This window comes from Escherichia sp. E2748, from assembly GCF_005781125.1.
Taxonomy (GTDB): Bacteria; Pseudomonadota; Gammaproteobacteria; order Enterobacterales; family Enterobacteriaceae; genus Escherichia.
In genome coordinates this window covers 375,923-391,001 of sequence record NZ_VATP01000001.1, presented here as the reverse complement: position 1 = coordinate 391,001, position 15,079 = coordinate 375,923, and the positions used below count along the sequence as shown (strand labels likewise).

Annotated in this window: 14 protein-coding genes and 1 pseudogene; 9 read left to right on the top strand and 6 right to left on the bottom strand. The window is 52.8% G+C overall.

The features are described from left to right. Positions 1–29: 29 nt before the first annotated feature. The 7 genes and pseudogenes from FEK42_RS01795 to FEK42_RS01770 all read left to right on the top strand — a co-directional run bounded on the left by FEK42_RS01795 (position 30) and on the right by FEK42_RS01770 (position 8,201). Entirely contained in the window at positions 30–377 is a 348-nt protein-coding gene (locus tag FEK42_RS01795) for a hypothetical protein (protein WP_135407329.1), read from the top strand. A 123-nt stretch (positions 378–500) separates the two neighbouring features. Beyond that, positions 501–572: pseudogene (locus FEK42_RS22900) on the top strand (hypothetical protein); the annotation flags it as partial. Between the two features lie 539 nt (positions 573–1,111). Continuing rightward, the gene (locus FEK42_RS01790) at positions 1,112–2,200 is read left to right on the top strand and encodes a MoxR family ATPase (protein WP_001313986.1); all 1,089 of its coding nucleotides are present in this window, start codon (positions 1,112–1,114) and stop codon (positions 2,198–2,200) included. A gap of 9 nt (positions 2,201–2,209) precedes the next feature. Then, positions 2,210–4,489: a DUF5682 family protein gene (locus FEK42_RS01785; RefSeq protein ID WP_138211715.1), complete on the top strand. Its 2,280-nt coding sequence runs from the start codon at positions 2,210–2,212 to the stop codon at positions 4,487–4,489. Next, entirely contained in the window at positions 4,482–5,618 is a 1,137-nt protein-coding gene (locus FEK42_RS01780) for a VWA domain-containing protein (protein WP_135492785.1), read from the top strand. Before FEK42_RS01785 ends, FEK42_RS01780 begins: the two co-directional genes overlap by 8 nt. Further along, positions 5,615–7,606, top strand: a complete 1,992-nt coding sequence (locus tag FEK42_RS01775; protein ID WP_135492786.1) for an SWIM zinc finger family protein — start codon at positions 5,615–5,617, stop codon at positions 7,604–7,606. Before FEK42_RS01780 ends, FEK42_RS01775 begins: the two co-directional genes overlap by 4 nt. 133 nt (positions 7,607–7,739) lie before the next feature. Continuing rightward, positions 7,740–8,201, top strand: a complete 462-nt coding sequence (locus FEK42_RS01770; protein ID WP_130207020.1) for a YehR family lipoprotein — start codon at positions 7,740–7,742, stop codon at positions 8,199–8,201. 41 nt (positions 8,202–8,242) lie between these two features. Here FEK42_RS01770 and FEK42_RS01765 read toward each other — a convergent pair whose 3' ends face one another. From FEK42_RS01765 to btsS, 3 genes are read right to left on the bottom strand one after another with little or no spacing between them, the layout of a single operon-like run. Continuing rightward, positions 8,243–8,713, bottom strand: a complete 471-nt coding sequence (locus tag FEK42_RS01765) for a DUF1456 family protein (protein ID WP_130207022.1) — start codon at positions 8,711–8,713, stop codon at positions 8,243–8,245. 46 nt (positions 8,714–8,759) lie between these two features. After that, the gene (btsR, locus tag FEK42_RS01760; protein WP_130207024.1) at positions 8,760–9,479 is read right to left on the bottom strand and encodes a two-component system response regulator BtsR; all 720 of its coding nucleotides are present in this window, start codon (positions 9,477–9,479) and stop codon (positions 8,760–8,762) included. Further along, the gene (btsS, locus tag FEK42_RS01755) at positions 9,476–11,161 is read right to left on the bottom strand and encodes a two-component regulatory system sensor histidine kinase BtsS (RefSeq protein WP_130207026.1); all 1,686 of its coding nucleotides are present in this window, start codon (positions 11,159–11,161) and stop codon (positions 9,476–9,478) included. The genes btsR and btsS overlap by 4 nt, the downstream gene beginning before the upstream one ends. Before the next feature lie 221 nt (positions 11,162–11,382). On the opposite strand from btsS, the gene mlrA reads away from it, so the two are divergent. Beyond that, positions 11,383–12,114 carry an HTH-type transcriptional regulator MlrA gene (mlrA, locus tag FEK42_RS01750; RefSeq protein WP_130207028.1) on the top strand — a complete coding sequence of 244 codons (732 nt, stop codon included), beginning with the start codon at positions 11,383–11,385 and terminating at the stop codon, positions 12,112–12,114. A 59-nt stretch (positions 12,115–12,173) separates the two neighbouring features. Then, complete coding sequence (locus FEK42_RS01745; RefSeq protein WP_064526871.1) at positions 12,174–12,281, top strand: protein YohO; 108 nt, start codon at positions 12,174–12,176, stop codon at positions 12,279–12,281. Here the strand turns inward: FEK42_RS01745 and yehW are convergent. From yehW to yehY, 3 genes are read right to left on the bottom strand one after another with little or no spacing between them, the layout of a single operon-like run. Further along, positions 12,262–12,993, bottom strand: coding sequence for a glycine betaine ABC transporter permease YehW (gene yehW, locus FEK42_RS01740; RefSeq protein ID WP_135491629.1), 732 nt, complete (start codon positions 12,991–12,993; stop codon positions 12,262–12,264). The two genes, FEK42_RS01745 and yehW, sit on opposite strands and share 20 nt — an antisense overlap. Positions 12,994–12,997: 4 nt before the next feature. After that, the gene (gene yehX, locus FEK42_RS01735) at positions 12,998–13,924 is read right to left on the bottom strand and encodes a glycine betaine ABC transporter ATP binding protein YehX (RefSeq protein WP_130207032.1); all 927 of its coding nucleotides are present in this window, start codon (positions 13,922–13,924) and stop codon (positions 12,998–13,000) included. After that, the gene (gene yehY, locus FEK42_RS01730) at positions 13,917–15,074 is read right to left on the bottom strand and encodes a glycine betaine ABC transporter permease YehY (protein ID WP_135410167.1); all 1,158 of its coding nucleotides are present in this window, start codon (positions 15,072–15,074) and stop codon (positions 13,917–13,919) included. The genes yehX and yehY overlap by 8 nt, the downstream gene beginning before the upstream one ends. Positions 15,075–15,079 lie beyond the last annotated feature (5 nt).

Here is a 15,079-nt window from a genome sequence, read left to right as displayed (position 1 = left end):
ATCAACACGACTTACCACCGGGAAAAGCGATGATCGTGCCAAAAGAGCTGGTCGCTATTTACGATTATGAGGTTCCTGTACCTGAAGATCCTTTTTCCTTCAGACTTGAGATCCATAAATGCTCTGAATTATTTACAGGTTTCGTCTATCGACTGGAACGATTCCGGCTACGTCCAACATTTAATGATGCCGACCCGCTAATAAATGATGCGTTGATTTATATAAGAGATGAGTGTATTGATGAGCGAAAATTACGAGGTGAATCACCAGAAACGGTAATAGCAATTTTTAATCGTGAACTACAAAATATATTCAACCGACAAATAGAAAAATATACTCTAAATAATTCAAGTTGCAGGAAGGCGATAAGCGAGTGAATCCCCAGGAGCTTACTAAAGTAAGTGACTGGAGTGAACGACAAATCCGCATGGAGCGGATTTGAACGCTACTTGTAGCGGCCCCGTAAGGGGTGAGGTCCATGGATGGGCCGAATAACCCGCAGTCGCAGCACATGCAACTTGAAGTATGACGAGTATAGCTTTATTAAAGGGGGAAACGGTATTCCCCCTTAAATGCGTTTCAATTTGCCCGTTACTTCAACAAATCAATCAACCGTAACAGAGCCACTAATAACTCCAGTACGGCAATGAGCACGGTTAACTTTTGTGTCAGCGTGTCCATCCGCTCTCCTTATTAAGGAGCGCAACACCAGTACCTTACCCTTACACTGCCTGTCGATACTGGTTTACGTATGTTGAGTCGCCATGTTGCACTCCGGATCAGGGCACCACCTGAGGCACCACCCGTCCGGTAGCCAGGACTTGAAATTGGTTCGATCCGGCGCAACTTCCCAACAGTCAGGATTATAAATCTCATTATCTTAATTGCAACACGGTCCAGAGGTGGTTATAATTCGTTCGTTGAGATGCCATGTTGCACTATCAGTAACTTAACATCAAAGTAGTAAATAAAAGAACCTGCCTCACCAGCAGGTTTTTTTATTTACTGTGATCTGCTTTCCAGATATTTTCCGCTCAAACAACTAATGCGCCAAACATTTATTGCGCGTAAAATATCGTTTATTTTCTTAATACATTTCAGGGATGAATATATGTCACCGCAGAATAATCATCTGCAGCGTCCGCCTGCTGCTGTGTTATACGCCGTTGAACTGGCAAAATTAAAGCAAAATGATAACGCACCTTGCCCGCCCGGTTGGCAGTTAAGTTTGCCTGCAGCCCGTGCTTTTATCCTTGGCGACGAAGCGCAAAATATTAGCCGTAAAGTCGTGATTAGTCCCTCCGCTGTCGAACGTATGTTAGTCACTCTTGCCACCGGACGCGGTTTGATGTTGGTGGGAGAACCCGGCACCGCAAAATCTCTCCTGTCTGAATTACTGGCAACCGCTATTAGCGGCGATGCCGGGTTAACCATCCAGGGCGGCGCATCTACCACCGAAGATCAAATCAAGTACGGCTGGAACTACGCCCTGCTTATCAACCATGGCCCGTCAACGGAAGCGCTGGTCCCTGCCCCGCTTTACCAGGGAATGCGCGACGGCAAAATTGTCCGTTTTGAAGAGATAACGCGTACACCGCTGGAAGTACAAGACTGTCTGTTAGGTATGCTTTCTGACAGGGTGATGACGGTGCCGGAACTCACTGGTGAAGCCAGTCAGCTCTATGCGCGAGAAGGCTTTAATATTATTGCCACTGCCAATACCCGCGATCGCGGCGTCAATGAAATGAGTGCCGCGCTAAAGCGTCGCTTCGATTTTGAAACGGTTTTTCCGATTATGGATTTCGCCCAGGAGCTGGAGCTGGTCGCCAGTGCTTCGGCGCGTTTGCTGGCCCATAGCGGTATTCCGCATAAAGTGCCTGACGCGGTACTGGAGTTACTGGTACGCACTTTCCGCGACTTGCGTGCCAACGGCGAAAAGAAAACGTCAATGGATACACTAACAGCGATTATGTCCACTGCTGAAGCCGTGAACGTGGCCCACGCTGTGGGCGTCCGCGCCTGGTTTTTAGCGAATCGCGCGGGGGAGCCAGCCGACCTGGTGGACTGTATTGCCGGAACCATCGTCAAAGATAACGAAGAAGATCGCGCTCGTCTGCGCCGTTACTTCGAACAGCGTGTCGCCACACATAAAGAAGCTCACTGGCAGGCTTATTATCAAGCTCGCCACCGCCTGCCGTGAGGAAAGAGCATGAGCGAGCCGTTAATTGTCGGCATCCGGCATCATAGTCCGGCCTGCGCCCGGCTGGTGAAATCGTTAATCGAAAGCCAGCGACCACGATATGTGTTGATTGAAGGCCCGGCTGATTTTAATGACCGGGTAGACGAACTGTTTTTAGCCCACCAGCTTCCGATAGCTATTTACAGTTATTGCCAGTATCAGGACGGTGCTGCCCCCGGGCGTGGTGCCTGGACGCCATTTGCTGAATTTTCGCCGGAGTGGCAGGCGCTACAAGCCGCACGTCGTATTCAGGCACAAACTTACTTCATTGATTTGCCTTGCTGGGCGCAAGGTGAAGAAGAGGACGATTCGCCTGATACGCAAGAGGAAAGCCAGACCTTGCTGCTGCGTGCCACCCGCATGGATAACAGCGACACCCTGTGGGATCACTTGTTCGAAGATGAAAGCCAGCAAACTGCATTACCCTCTGCACTGGCGCGCTATTTTGCCCAACTGCGGGGCAACTTCCCCGGCGATGCACTCAATCGTCAGCGCGAAGCCTTTATGGCCCGCTGGATTGGATGGGCGATGCAGCAAAACAATGGCGACGTGTTAGTCGTCTGCGGTGGCTGGCACGCTCCGGCACTGGCAAAAATGTGGCGCGAATGCCCGCAGGAAATTAACAAGCCAGAATTGCCCGCACAGGATGAGGCCGTTACAGGTTGCTATCTCACGCCATACAGTGAAAAGCGCCTTGATGTGCTGGCTGGATACCATTCAGGAATGCCTGCCCCGGTCTGGCAAAACTGGTGCTGGCAGTCGGGCTTGCGGCAGGCGGGAGAACAACTGCTAAAAACGGTTCTTACCCGTTTGCGCCAGCATCACTTGCCTGCTTCAACCGCGGATATGGCTGCCGCTCATCTGCATGCGATGGCTCTGGCACAGTTGCGTGGTCATACACTACCGTTACGCACTGACTGGCTGGATGCTATAGCAGGATCGCTGATTAAAGAAGCCTTGAACGCGCCGTTGCCGTGGAGCTATCGCGGAGTTATTCATCCCGATACCGATCCGATTCTGGTTACGTTGATAGACACATTAGCGGGTGACGGATTCGGTAAACTTGCCCCCTCCACGCCACAACCGCCTCTGCCAAAAGATGTCACCTGCGAACTGGAACGTACCGCAATCTCTCTTCCGACTGAGCTTACCTTAAATCGCTTTACCTCCGATGGGCTGGCACAAAGTCAGGTGTTACATCGGCTGGCAATACTCGAGATTCCCGGCATTGTGCGCCAGCACGGAAGTACGCTGACGCTCGCAGGCAATGGTGAAGAACAGTGGAAATTAACCCGCCCGCTTAGCCAACATGCGGCATTGATTGAGGCCGCCTGTTTTGGTGCCACACTCCAGGAAGCCGCACGCAATAAATTAGAAGCCGATATGCTGGACGCGGGTGGAATCGGCAGTATCACCACATGTCTTAGCCAGGCGGCGTTAGCGGGTCTGGCGTCCTTCAGTCAACAATTACTGGAGCAACTCACATTATTAATCGCCCAGGAAAATCAATTTGCCGAAATGGGCCAGGCGCTGGAAGTGCTATATGCCTTATGGCGGCTGGATGAAATTAGCGGTATGCAAGGCGCGCAGATATTACAAACGACGTTATGCGCGGCTATCGATCGCACGCTGTGGCTGTGTGAATCTAACGGAAGACCGGATGAAAAGGAGTTTCACGCTCACCTGCATAGCTGGCAAGCGTTGTGTCATATCCTGCGCGATCTACATAGCGGTGTGCAACTCCCCGGCGTTTCTCTTTCTGCGGCGGTGACCTTACTGGAGCGCCGCAGTCAGGCGATTCATGCCCCGGCACTGGATCGCGGTGCGGCTCTTGGCGCACTGATGCGTCTGGAACATCCCAACGCCAGTGCCGAAGCGGCGTTGACGATGCTGACGCAGTTATCTCCGGCACAATCCGGCGAGGCGCTGCACGGTTTGCTGGCGCTGGCCCGCCATCAACTGGCCTGTCAGCCTGCATTTATCGCCGGTTTCAGCAGTCATTTAAATCAACTAAGTGACGCCGATTTTATCAACGCCCTGCCCGATTTACGCGCGGCGATGGCCTGGCTACCGCCACGAGAACGCGGGACGCTGGCGCATCAGGTGCTTCAGCATTATCAACTGGCGCAACTTCCCGTTTCGGCGCTGCAAATGCCGTTGCATTGCCCACCGCAAGCCATTGCACATCATCAACAACTCGAACAGCAGGCACTGGCATCGCTGCAACACTGGGGAGTTTTCCATGTCTGAACTGAACGATCTTCTGACCACCCGTGAGCTACAACGCTGGCGATTGATTCTTGGCGAAGCGGCAGAAACGACGCTTTGTGGACTGGATGACAACGCCCGACAAATAGACCACGCGCTGGAGTGGCTGTACGGGCGCGATCCTGAACGGATCCAGCGTGGTGAACGTTCCGGTGGATTGGGTAGCTCAAATCTCACCACGCCTGAGTGGATCAACAGTATTCACACGCTGTTTCCGCAACGGGTGATTGAGCGGCTGGAAAGCGATGCCGTGCTGCGCTACGGCATTGAAGATGTGGTGACGAATCTCGACGTGCTGGAACGTATGCAGCCTTCTGAAAGCCTGCTACGCGCCGTTTTGCACACCAAACATCTGATGAATCCTGAAGTGCTGGTTGCCGCCCGCCGGATAGTGCGCCAGGTTGTTGAAGAAATTATGGCGCGACTGGCAAAGGAAGTTCGTCAGGCTTTTTCTGGTGTCCGCGATCGCCGTCGCCGTTCATTTATTCCACTGGCGCGTAATTTCGATTTCAAAAGTACTCTGCGCGCCAACCTGCAACACTGGCACCCACAACACGGCAAGTTGTATATCGAATCCCCCCGCTTTAACAGCCGTATTAAGCGCCACAGTGAACAATGGCAACTGGTCTTACTGGTCGATCAAAGCGGATCGATGGTCGATTCGGTGATCCACTCTGCGGTGATGGCGGCCTGTTTATGGCAGTTACCCGGCATTCGTACCCATCTGGTCGCTTTTGACACCAGCGTGGTTGATCTCACCGCCGACGTTGCCGATCCGGTAGAGTTATTAATGAAAGTACAATTAGGCGGCGGGACCAATATCGCCAGTGCCGTGGAGTATGGTCGGCAACTTATTGAACAACCAGCAAAAAGCGTCATTATCCTCGTGAGCGATTTTTATGAAGGGGGTTCATCATCATTGCTGACGCATCAGGTGAAAAAGTGTGTCCAGAGCGGCATCAAAGTGCTGGGACTGGCAGCGCTCGATAGCACCGCAACACCTTGCTATGACCGCGATATGGCCCAGGCGCTGGTTAATGTCGGCGCACAAATAGCCGCGATGACGCCGGGCGAGCTGGCGACCTGGCTGGCGGAGAATCTTCAATCATGAATTCACTACGCCCGGAATTATTAGAACTGACACCACAGGCACTGACGGCGTTAAGCAATGCCGGTTTTGTTAAGCGCAGCCTTAAGGAACTGGAAAATGGCAATGTTCCAGAAATCAGTCATGAGAACGGCGCTTTAATCGCCACCTTCAGTGACGGTGTCCGTACCCAGCTGACGAACGGTCAGGCACTGAAAGAGGCTCAGTGCAGCTGCGGGGCCAGCGGCATGTGCCGCCATCGCGTGATGCTGGTGTTAAGTTATCAACGACTTTGCGCTACCGCCCTGCCCACGGAAAAAGAAGAAGAGTGGGATCCAGCAATCTGGCTGGGAGAGCTGGCAACCCTACCCGATGCCACCCGTAAACGCGCACAGGCGCTGGTCGCTAAAGGCATCACCATTGAGTTGTTCTGTTCGCCAGGAGAGATTCCCTCTGCTCGCTTACCAATGAGTGACGTCCGTTTTTATTCCCGCAGCAGTATTCGCTTCGCGCGCTGTGATTGCATTGAAGGAACACTTTGCGAACATGTCGCGCTGGCGGTACAGGCCTTTGTCCAGGCCAAAGCGCAGCAAACAGAATTTACCCATTTGATCTGGCAGATGCGCAGCGAGCAAGTTGCCGCGAATGATGACCCATTTGCCAGCAACGAGGGCAACGCGTGCCGTCAATATGTTCAGCAATTAAGCCAGGCATTATGGCTTGGCGGTATCAGCCAGCCGCTCATCCATTACGAGGCAGCATTCAACCGCGCATTGCAGGCGGCAGAGACCTGCAACTGGCGCTGGGTGAGTGAATCAATACGACAGCTACGGGCAAGCGTTGATGCCTTCCACGCCCGCGCCAGCCACTACTACGCCGGAGAATGCTTGCGTCAGCTTGCGGCGTTAACCAGTCGCTTGAACAGTGCACAAGAAATGGCACGCCGCGACAGTGTTGGTGAAATTCCTCCCATGCCGTGGCGCACGGTGGTTGGCGCAGGCATTGCCGGAGAAGCAAAGCTTGATCATCTGCGGCTGGTGTCGCTAGGTATGCGTTGCTGGCAGGATATTGAGCAGTATGGTTTACGCATCTGGTTCACCGATCCCGACACCGGCAGTATTTTGCACCTTTCGCGCAGTTGGCCGAGAAGCGAACAGGAAAACTCACCGGCAGCCACACGTCGGCTGTTTAGTTTTCAGGCTGGCGCACTGGCAGGTGGGCAAATTGTTTCACAAGCCGCGCGTCGCAGTGCCGAAGGCGAGCTGCTGTTAGCTACTCGCAACCGCTTAAGCAGTGTTGTCCCACTGTCGCCTGATGCTTGGCAAATGCTGGGGGCGCCGTTGCGCCAGCCCGGCATTGAAGCTTTGCGGGAATACTTACACCTGCGCCCGCCAGTCTGCGTCCGGCCGCTTAATCAGGTGGATAATTTATTTATTCTGCCGGTGGCGGAGTGTATTTCGCTGGGATGGGACAGCAGCCGCCAGACGCTGGATGCGCAGGTAATTAGCGGCGAAGGTGAAAATAATGTGCTGACGTTATCGCTGCCAGCCTCTGCCTGTGCCCCCTTTGCGGTTGAACGCATGGCGGCGCTTTTGCAGCAGACGGATGATCCCGTGAATCTGGTTTCTGGGTTTGTCCGTTTTGTCGACGGGCAGTTAACGCTGGAGCCGCGGGTAATGATGACGCTAACCCGCGCCTGGGCGCTGGACGCTGAAACTGCGCCTGTTGCAGCACTACCTTCTGCCAACGTTCTTCCTGCGCCATCCACCGCGCATCAGTTGCTGATGCGCTGCCAGACATTGCTCATTCAACTGCTACATAACGGTTGGCACTATCAGGAACAAAGCGCTATTGGTCAGGCCGAATTGCTGGCGAATGAACTTACCGCAGTGGGTTTTTATCGGCTGGCGCATGTGTTGGCACAATTGCGTAACCCGGAATGCGATTCAAGGGTAGAAGCATTGAATAACTGTGTTTTACTTTGCGAGCAGTTATTACTGATGCTTGAGTAACAAGGAGGGAAAGATGCTTTTTATTAAGAGTTCTACTCCATTTCCGGACTGCTCAAAACAAGGTATAAAGCATATTCTATAGCGCCCTGGTGAGAGTCACCAGTTTCCTGATTTTGATAAAATGGAGTTTTACATGAAGGCTTTCAACAAGCTGTTTTCCCTCGTTGTTGCATCTGTTCTGGTTTTCTCTCTCGCAGGCTGCGGTGACAAAGAAGAATCTAAGAAATTTAGCGCTAACCTGAACGGTACTGAAATTGCCATTACTTATGTCTACAAAGGCGACAAAGTGATTAAGCAATCTTCAGAAACCAAAATTCAGTTTGCAACCATTGGTGCAACCACCAAAGAAGATGCAGCTAAGAAACTTGAGCCATTAAGCGCCAAATACAAAAACATTCCGGGCGTTGAAGAAAAATTAACCTATACCGATACTTACGCGCAGGAAAATGTAAATATCGATATGGAAAAAGTTGATCTGAAAGCCCTGCAGGGCATTTCCGGTATCAAGATGGGTGATGAAGATACCAGCAAAGGTGTCAGCATGAAGCAGATTGAACTGGTCATGGCTGCTGCTGGTTTTAAAGAAGTGAAATAATCTGTCGGCGGCCATGTTCTTGCATGGCCGCCATGCCCGTCTTAGCTTTTCTTCACATGCTGGCGCGCTGCCAGTCCACGCAGAAAATAACGTAAGAATTGATCGCCGCATTCGCGGAAGTTTTTATGATCCGGCGCACGCATCATTGCAGTAATTTCCGGCATGGAAACGCGGAACTGCTGTTCGGTCAGGATCGCCAGAATGTCATCGGTTTTCAGTGAAAACGCAATGCGCAATTTTTTCAGCACGATGTTGTTATTAATGCGACGTTCCGGCTCCAGTGCCGGTGCGGACTCATCCCTGCCGCGTTTTTCATAAATCAAACCATTCAGGAATGAAGACAAAACAATGTCCGGACAACGCTGAAAACCCTCTTCGTCTTCTTTACGTAGCCAGACGGCGATCTGTTCCGCGGTGGCTTCAACATTAGCCAGCGCCAGGATACGCACCAGGTCATTATTGTTGGCTTTCAAAATGTAGCGCACGCTGCGCAGAATATCGTTACTTAGCATGAGGCCTTCGGGTGTTAATGAGGCAAAGAGCCATTTTAGCAGTCTTTTACAGGCCAATCGCCTCTTTTAAACTTTTCAGATAACGGCGGCTGACAGGGACGGTTAATCCATTACGCAAAATCAACTCAGCCTGACCGTTATCTTCCAGGCGAATCTCCTGTAAATGCGCGAGGTTAACCAGATACTGTCGATGGCAGCGCAGTAGCGGTGTGCGGCTCTCCAGCGTGCGCAAAGTTAATTCTGTGAAGCCCTCTTTCCCTTCCTGGCTGATAACGTAAACACCGCTCATTCGACTACTAACAAACGCCACGTCTTTCATTTGCAGCAAATAAATACGACTATGACCGGTACAAGGGATAAATTTCAGCGCCTGCTGATTTTCCGGTAACAGCGAAACATCCTGCTTGCTGCGCTCCTGTCGCAAACGCACCAGTGTTTTCTCCAGCCGCGCTTCATCAATCGGCTTCAATAGATAATCAAAGGCATGTTCTTCAAAGGCTTTTATAGCGTATTCGTCAAACGCGGTGAGAAAAACAATATATGGGCGATGTTCCGGGTCAAGCATGCCCACCATTTCCAGACCGCTGATACGCGGCATCTGGATATCGAGAAACAGCACATCCGGGCGCAGTTTATGCACCGCGCCGATCCCTTCTACGGCGTTTGAACATTCGCCGACAATTTCAATATCACTCTGCTCCTGCAGAAACACACGCAGGTTTTCCCGAGCTAACGGTTCATCATCAACAATTAAGACTTTAATCATGCCTCATCCCTCCATGGCAGTCGTAACGTTATTCGGGTGTAACTATCAGGCTCACAGGCGACGCTTATCCCATAGTCATCGCCAAACCGTTCACGTAAACGCTTATCCACCAGATTCATCCCCAGCCCGCTGGCATTGGTTGCCGGTTGATACAAACCGGCATTGTCTTCGATCTCCAGCATTAAATGTTGCCCCTCACGTCGGGCGCTAATTGCCACTCTCCCCGTATCCAGGAGTTGTGATGTCCCATGTTTAATGGCGTTTTCCACTATCGGTTGTAGGGTAAACGCGGGCAATTGCTGCTGAGATAACGCCTCCGGAATAGAAATGTTGACCTGCAACCGCGACTGGAAGCGCGCCTTTTCAATTTGCAGATAAGCATTCACATGTTCAATTTCGTCGGCGAGAGTAACAAACTCCGAGGGCCGCTTTAAGTTTTTGCGGAAAAAAGTGGAAAGATACTGCACCAGCTGACTGGCCTGTTCGCTGTCACGGCGGATCACGGCTTTGATGGTGTTAAGCGCATTAAACAAAAAATGGGGATTGACCTGGGCGTGAAGCAGTTTGATCTCTGACTGGGTGAGCATCGCTTTTTGCCGCTCATACTGCCCGGCGAGGATCTGCGCCGAAAGCAGTTGTGCAATCCCCTCCCCCAGCGTGCGGTTGATCGAGCTGAACAGCCGATTTTTAGCTTCATACAATTTGATGGTACCCATCACCCGCTGATTTTCACCACGCAGAGGGATCACCAGCGTTGAGCCTAACTTGCACTGCGGATGCAAAGAGCAACGGTAGGGCACTTCGTTGCCATCGGCGTAAACCACTTCTCCGGTTTCAATGGCTTTTAAGGTATAAGCCGAAGAAATCGGTTTGCCGGGTAAATGATGGTCGTCGCCAATACCAGTAAAAGCCAACAGTTTCTCGCGATCGGTAATCGCTACCGCGCCAATATCCAGCTCCTGATACAGCACCTGGGCCACCTTCATGCTGTTCACTTCGTTAAAGCCCTGGCGCAAAATGCCTTCCGTCGAGGCCGCAACTTTCAGCGCGGTAGCGGAAAAAGCCGAGGTGTATTTTTCAAACATCGCGCGCTTATCGAGCAAAATGCGCATAAACAGCGCCGCGCCCACGGTGTTGGTTACCATCATCGGCGCAGCGATATTACTCACCAGACGCACCGCATCTTCATAAGGTCGGGCAATCGCCAGGATGATCAGCATTTGCACCATTTCCGCGACGAACGTGACGGCACCAGCGGTAATGGGGTTAAAGACTTTATCGGTACGCCCGCGGCGGATCAGGATGCTATGTACCAGCCCGCCGAGCAATCCTTCGACGATCGTCGAGATCATGCAACTCAGCGCGGTCATGCCCCCCATCGAATATCGATGTAGACCGCCGGTCAGACCAACCAGTCCGCCCACTACCGGACCACCGAGTAAGCCGCCCATCACCGCGCCAATCGCTCGCGTATTAGCAATCGAGTCGTCGATGTGTAACCCGAACCAGGTGCCCATGATGCAGAAGATGGAAAAGACGATATAGCAGAGAAATTTATGCGGCAGACGAACAGTGACCTGCATTAACGGTATGAATAATGGCGTTTTACTCATCAACCACGCAATAACCAGAAAAACGCACATCTGCTGAAGCAGCAGCAACACCAGATTAAAATCGTACATACCCGCAAACCACACGTCCCTTTAAAACGCGTAACATACATTGCTCGCGTTCAACTTTCTTTGAACTGTTGCAGAAAAATGAAAAATCGTGAGTACGATCACTCAAAACAACCTGGCAAAAACAAAATCATCCTAATCGAGATCAAAAAACTGCCAAAACTACCTGGTTCATAAAAGAACGTCTACAGTTATGCTGGGACCTCGCAAGCAAGGGTGGGACGATGGCGCTTTACACGATTGGTGAAGTGGCGTTGCTTTGTGATATCAACCCTGTCACGTTACGCGCGTGGCAGAGGCGTTATGGGCTGTTAAAACCGCAGCGCACAGACGGCGGTCATCGCCTGTTCAACGATGCCGATATCGACCGGATCCGGGAGATCAAACGCTGGATCGACAACGGTGTGCAGGTCAGCAAAGTTAAAATGCTACTCAGTAATGAGAATGTTGATGTGCAGAACGGCTGGCGCGATCAGCAAGAAACTCTGCTTAGTTACCTGCAAAGTGGCAACCTGCAAAGTCTGCGAATGTGGATCAAAGAGCGTGGTCAGGATTATCCCGCCCAGACGCTCACCACACATCTGTTCATTCCTCTGCGCCGACGGCTTCAGTGCCAACAACCGACTCTCCAGGCACTGCTGGCGATTCTGGACGGCGTACTGATCAACTACATCGCCATTTGCCTGGCTTCGGCACGTAAAAAACAGGGCAAAGATGCGCTGGTGGTTGGCTGGAATATTCAGGATACCACTCGTCTGTGGCTGGAGGGCTGGATTGCCAGTCAACAAGGATGGCGCATTGATGTCCTCGCCCACTCGCTCAATCAACTACGCCCTGAACTGTTCGAAGGCCGTACATTGCTGGTGTGGTGCGGCGAAAATCGAACCTCCGCCCAACAGCAGCAACTCACCAGTTGGCAGGAACAAGGGCATGATATTTTCTCACTCGGCATTTAATGATTCGTTAACAAATGCGCTTTACTGTACAATCCTTTCGTTAACATAAGGAGTGCATTATGCGCATAGCTAAAATTGGGGTTATCACCCTGTTCCTGTTTATGGCGTTAGGCGGTATCGGTGGCGTAATGCTCGCAGGTTATACCTTTATTTTGCGTGCTGGCTAAGCGCCTGCACCAGCCGTTCAAACAGGCGGTCTACGATGATCGCCGCCAGTGCCACCAGTAACGCCCCCTGAATCACATAAGCGGTATTAAATCCGCTAAGCCCGATGATGATGGGCGTACCCAGCGTACTGGCCCCAACCGTTGAGGCGATCGTCGCCGTGCCAATGTTGATAATCACCGAAGTCCGCACGCCCGCCAGAATCACCGGCGCAGCCAGCGGTAACTCGACTTTGCGCAGTCGCTGACTACGGCTCATTCCCATACCTTTGGCAACTTCGGTCACGCTGGCATCAATCGCTCCCAGCCCGGCAAGTGTCGCCTGCAAGATGGGTAGCACGCCGTAAAGGATCAGCGCGATAATCGCCGGTTGCTGACCAAACCCAATTACCGGAACGGCAATCGCCAGCACCGCGACGGGCGGAAAAGTCTGCCCAACGGCGGCAATAGTTTCCACCATCGGGCGAAATTCCGCGCCCCACGGGCGAGTGACAGCAATTCCGGCACCAGTGCCAATGATCACCGCAAACAAACTCGAAATTCCCACCAACCAGAAATGGGCCAGCGCCAGGGCTGCAAAACTTTCTTGTTGATAAACGGGTCGTGGCAGTTGTGGGAACAAGGCAGCAAACAGCGGCTGGCTGTAAGGCAGCCAGAAGATCAGTGCCACAAACAGAGCAATGAGCCAGAACAGCGGATCGCGCCATATCTTCATTCGATTACGCCTCCACCAGCAGATCCTGAAAATGCAGCGTGCCGCAAGGCTGGCCCTGCGTGTTGACCACCGGCAGCACTTCGCATCCCCGCGCAACAAACAGGGAGAGCGCATCGCGTAGCGTCATCTCTTCTGCCAGCGCCTCACCTTCAGCCCGTTCTTCGCGGCGCACGTAATCCGCTACGCTACGCAATGACAACAGACGCACACCCAGTTCGCTGCGCCCAAAAAACTGGCGGACAAAATCGTTTGCCGGACGAGTCAGCATCGCCAGCGGATTGCCCTGCTGCACCACTTCACCGTGATCCATTAACACCAGATGTTCTGCCAGCCGTAGTGCTTCATCAATATCATGAGTGACCAGCACAATGGTGCGCCCCAGCAAACGGTGAATGCGCGTCATCTCTTGTTGCAACGCGCCGCGCGTTACCGGGTCCAGCGCGCCAAAGGGTTCATCCATCAGTAAGACTTGCGGATCGGCAGCCAACGCGCGCGCCACCCCCACACGTTGCTGTTGACCGCCGGAAAGCTGGTGCGGATAACGCTCACGCAAATTCGGTTCCAGCCCCAGTAACGCCATTAGTTCGTCGATACGATCGTCAATCCGCGCCCGCGACCATTTTTGTAATTGCGGCACGGTGGCGATGTTTTGCGCCACGCTCCAGTGGGGAAACAGGCCAATAGATTGAATGGCATAGCCCATCCGGCGGCGCAGCTCCAGCACTGGCAGCGAGCGAATTTCTTCTCCGGCAAAGCGGATCACTCCGCTGTCATGCTCCACCAGGCGGTTAATCATTTTCAGGGTGGTGGATTTACCGGAGCCAGATGTACCGATCAGCACCGAAAAACTCCCTTCCTGAAAATTGAGATTGAGATCGTTAACGGCTTTTTGTGCGCCGAACAGTTTGCTGACATGGCTAAATTCAATCATTACGTTTCACCTTCAGCAGTGCGATAAGCAAATCGAACAGCGCGTCGATCAGCACCGCCAGAACAATTACCGGGATCACCCCCAGCAACACTAAATCAATGGCACTGCTTAGCAGCCCCTGGAAAACCAACGCCCCAAAGCCACCCGCACCAATTAACGCCGCAATCACCGCCATACCGACGGTCTGCACCATCACCACCCGCAGGCTGCGCAGAAATACTGGCAGCGCCAGCGGTAACTGGACATGCAGGAAACGCTGCGCCCCGCTCATACCCATCGCTGTGGCGCTCTCCAGCACATCACGCGGGATCTGGTTCAAGCCGACTACCACGCCGCGCACCAGAGGCAGCAAAGCATAGAGCACCAGCGCTATCAGCGCTGGCGTCATGCCTGTTCCTGCCACACCAAGCGTACCCAGCAACGGAAAGGCAGTAACCAGCGCGGCAAGCGGCGCAATCAACAGGCCAAAAAGCGCCACCGAAGGCACGGTCTGAATGACATTGAGCAGAGAAAAAATCGCCCCCTGCCGCGCAGTGGAAAAGTAGCACCAGACGCCCAGCGGCACGCCAATCACTAACGCAGGCAGCACCGCACCAAACAGCAGGGTCAGATGTTGCGCCAGCGCGTCATCGAACACATCCTGACGGTTGGCGTATTCTTTCATTAACGAGAGATCGTTAAGCGTGCCGGAGTACAGCAACCACAGCGGAATAATGGCAATCTGCATATGCAACAACCAGCGCCACAGCGGATGCGTGGAAATTCGGCGGATGGCATCGCTACAGGCCAGCAGTACCAGCGCCGCAGCCAGCCAGAAACCACTGCCGAGGCTGGTACGCGCCAGCGCACTGCCATTTTGCGCCAGTTGTGTCGCCGCCTTTCCAGCTCCCCACACCAGCAATACGAAGACGAATTGCGCCAGAATGAGTGCAAAAATGCTGCCTTTTCTACCGGGAATAAAACAGGCAGTCAGCCAGGCGCAACCAACGCCCACCAGCATCCAGATCGTTTGTGGCCACAGTTGCCAGAGATAACGTCCCTCACCAGAGACTAACCTGTTAGGTGCATAGCTGATAAACGGCAGCGCCGCTGCGATTGCCGTCAGCAACAGCAGCAGCGCCAGAACAGGATTAATACGTAGATAAGACACGGGAA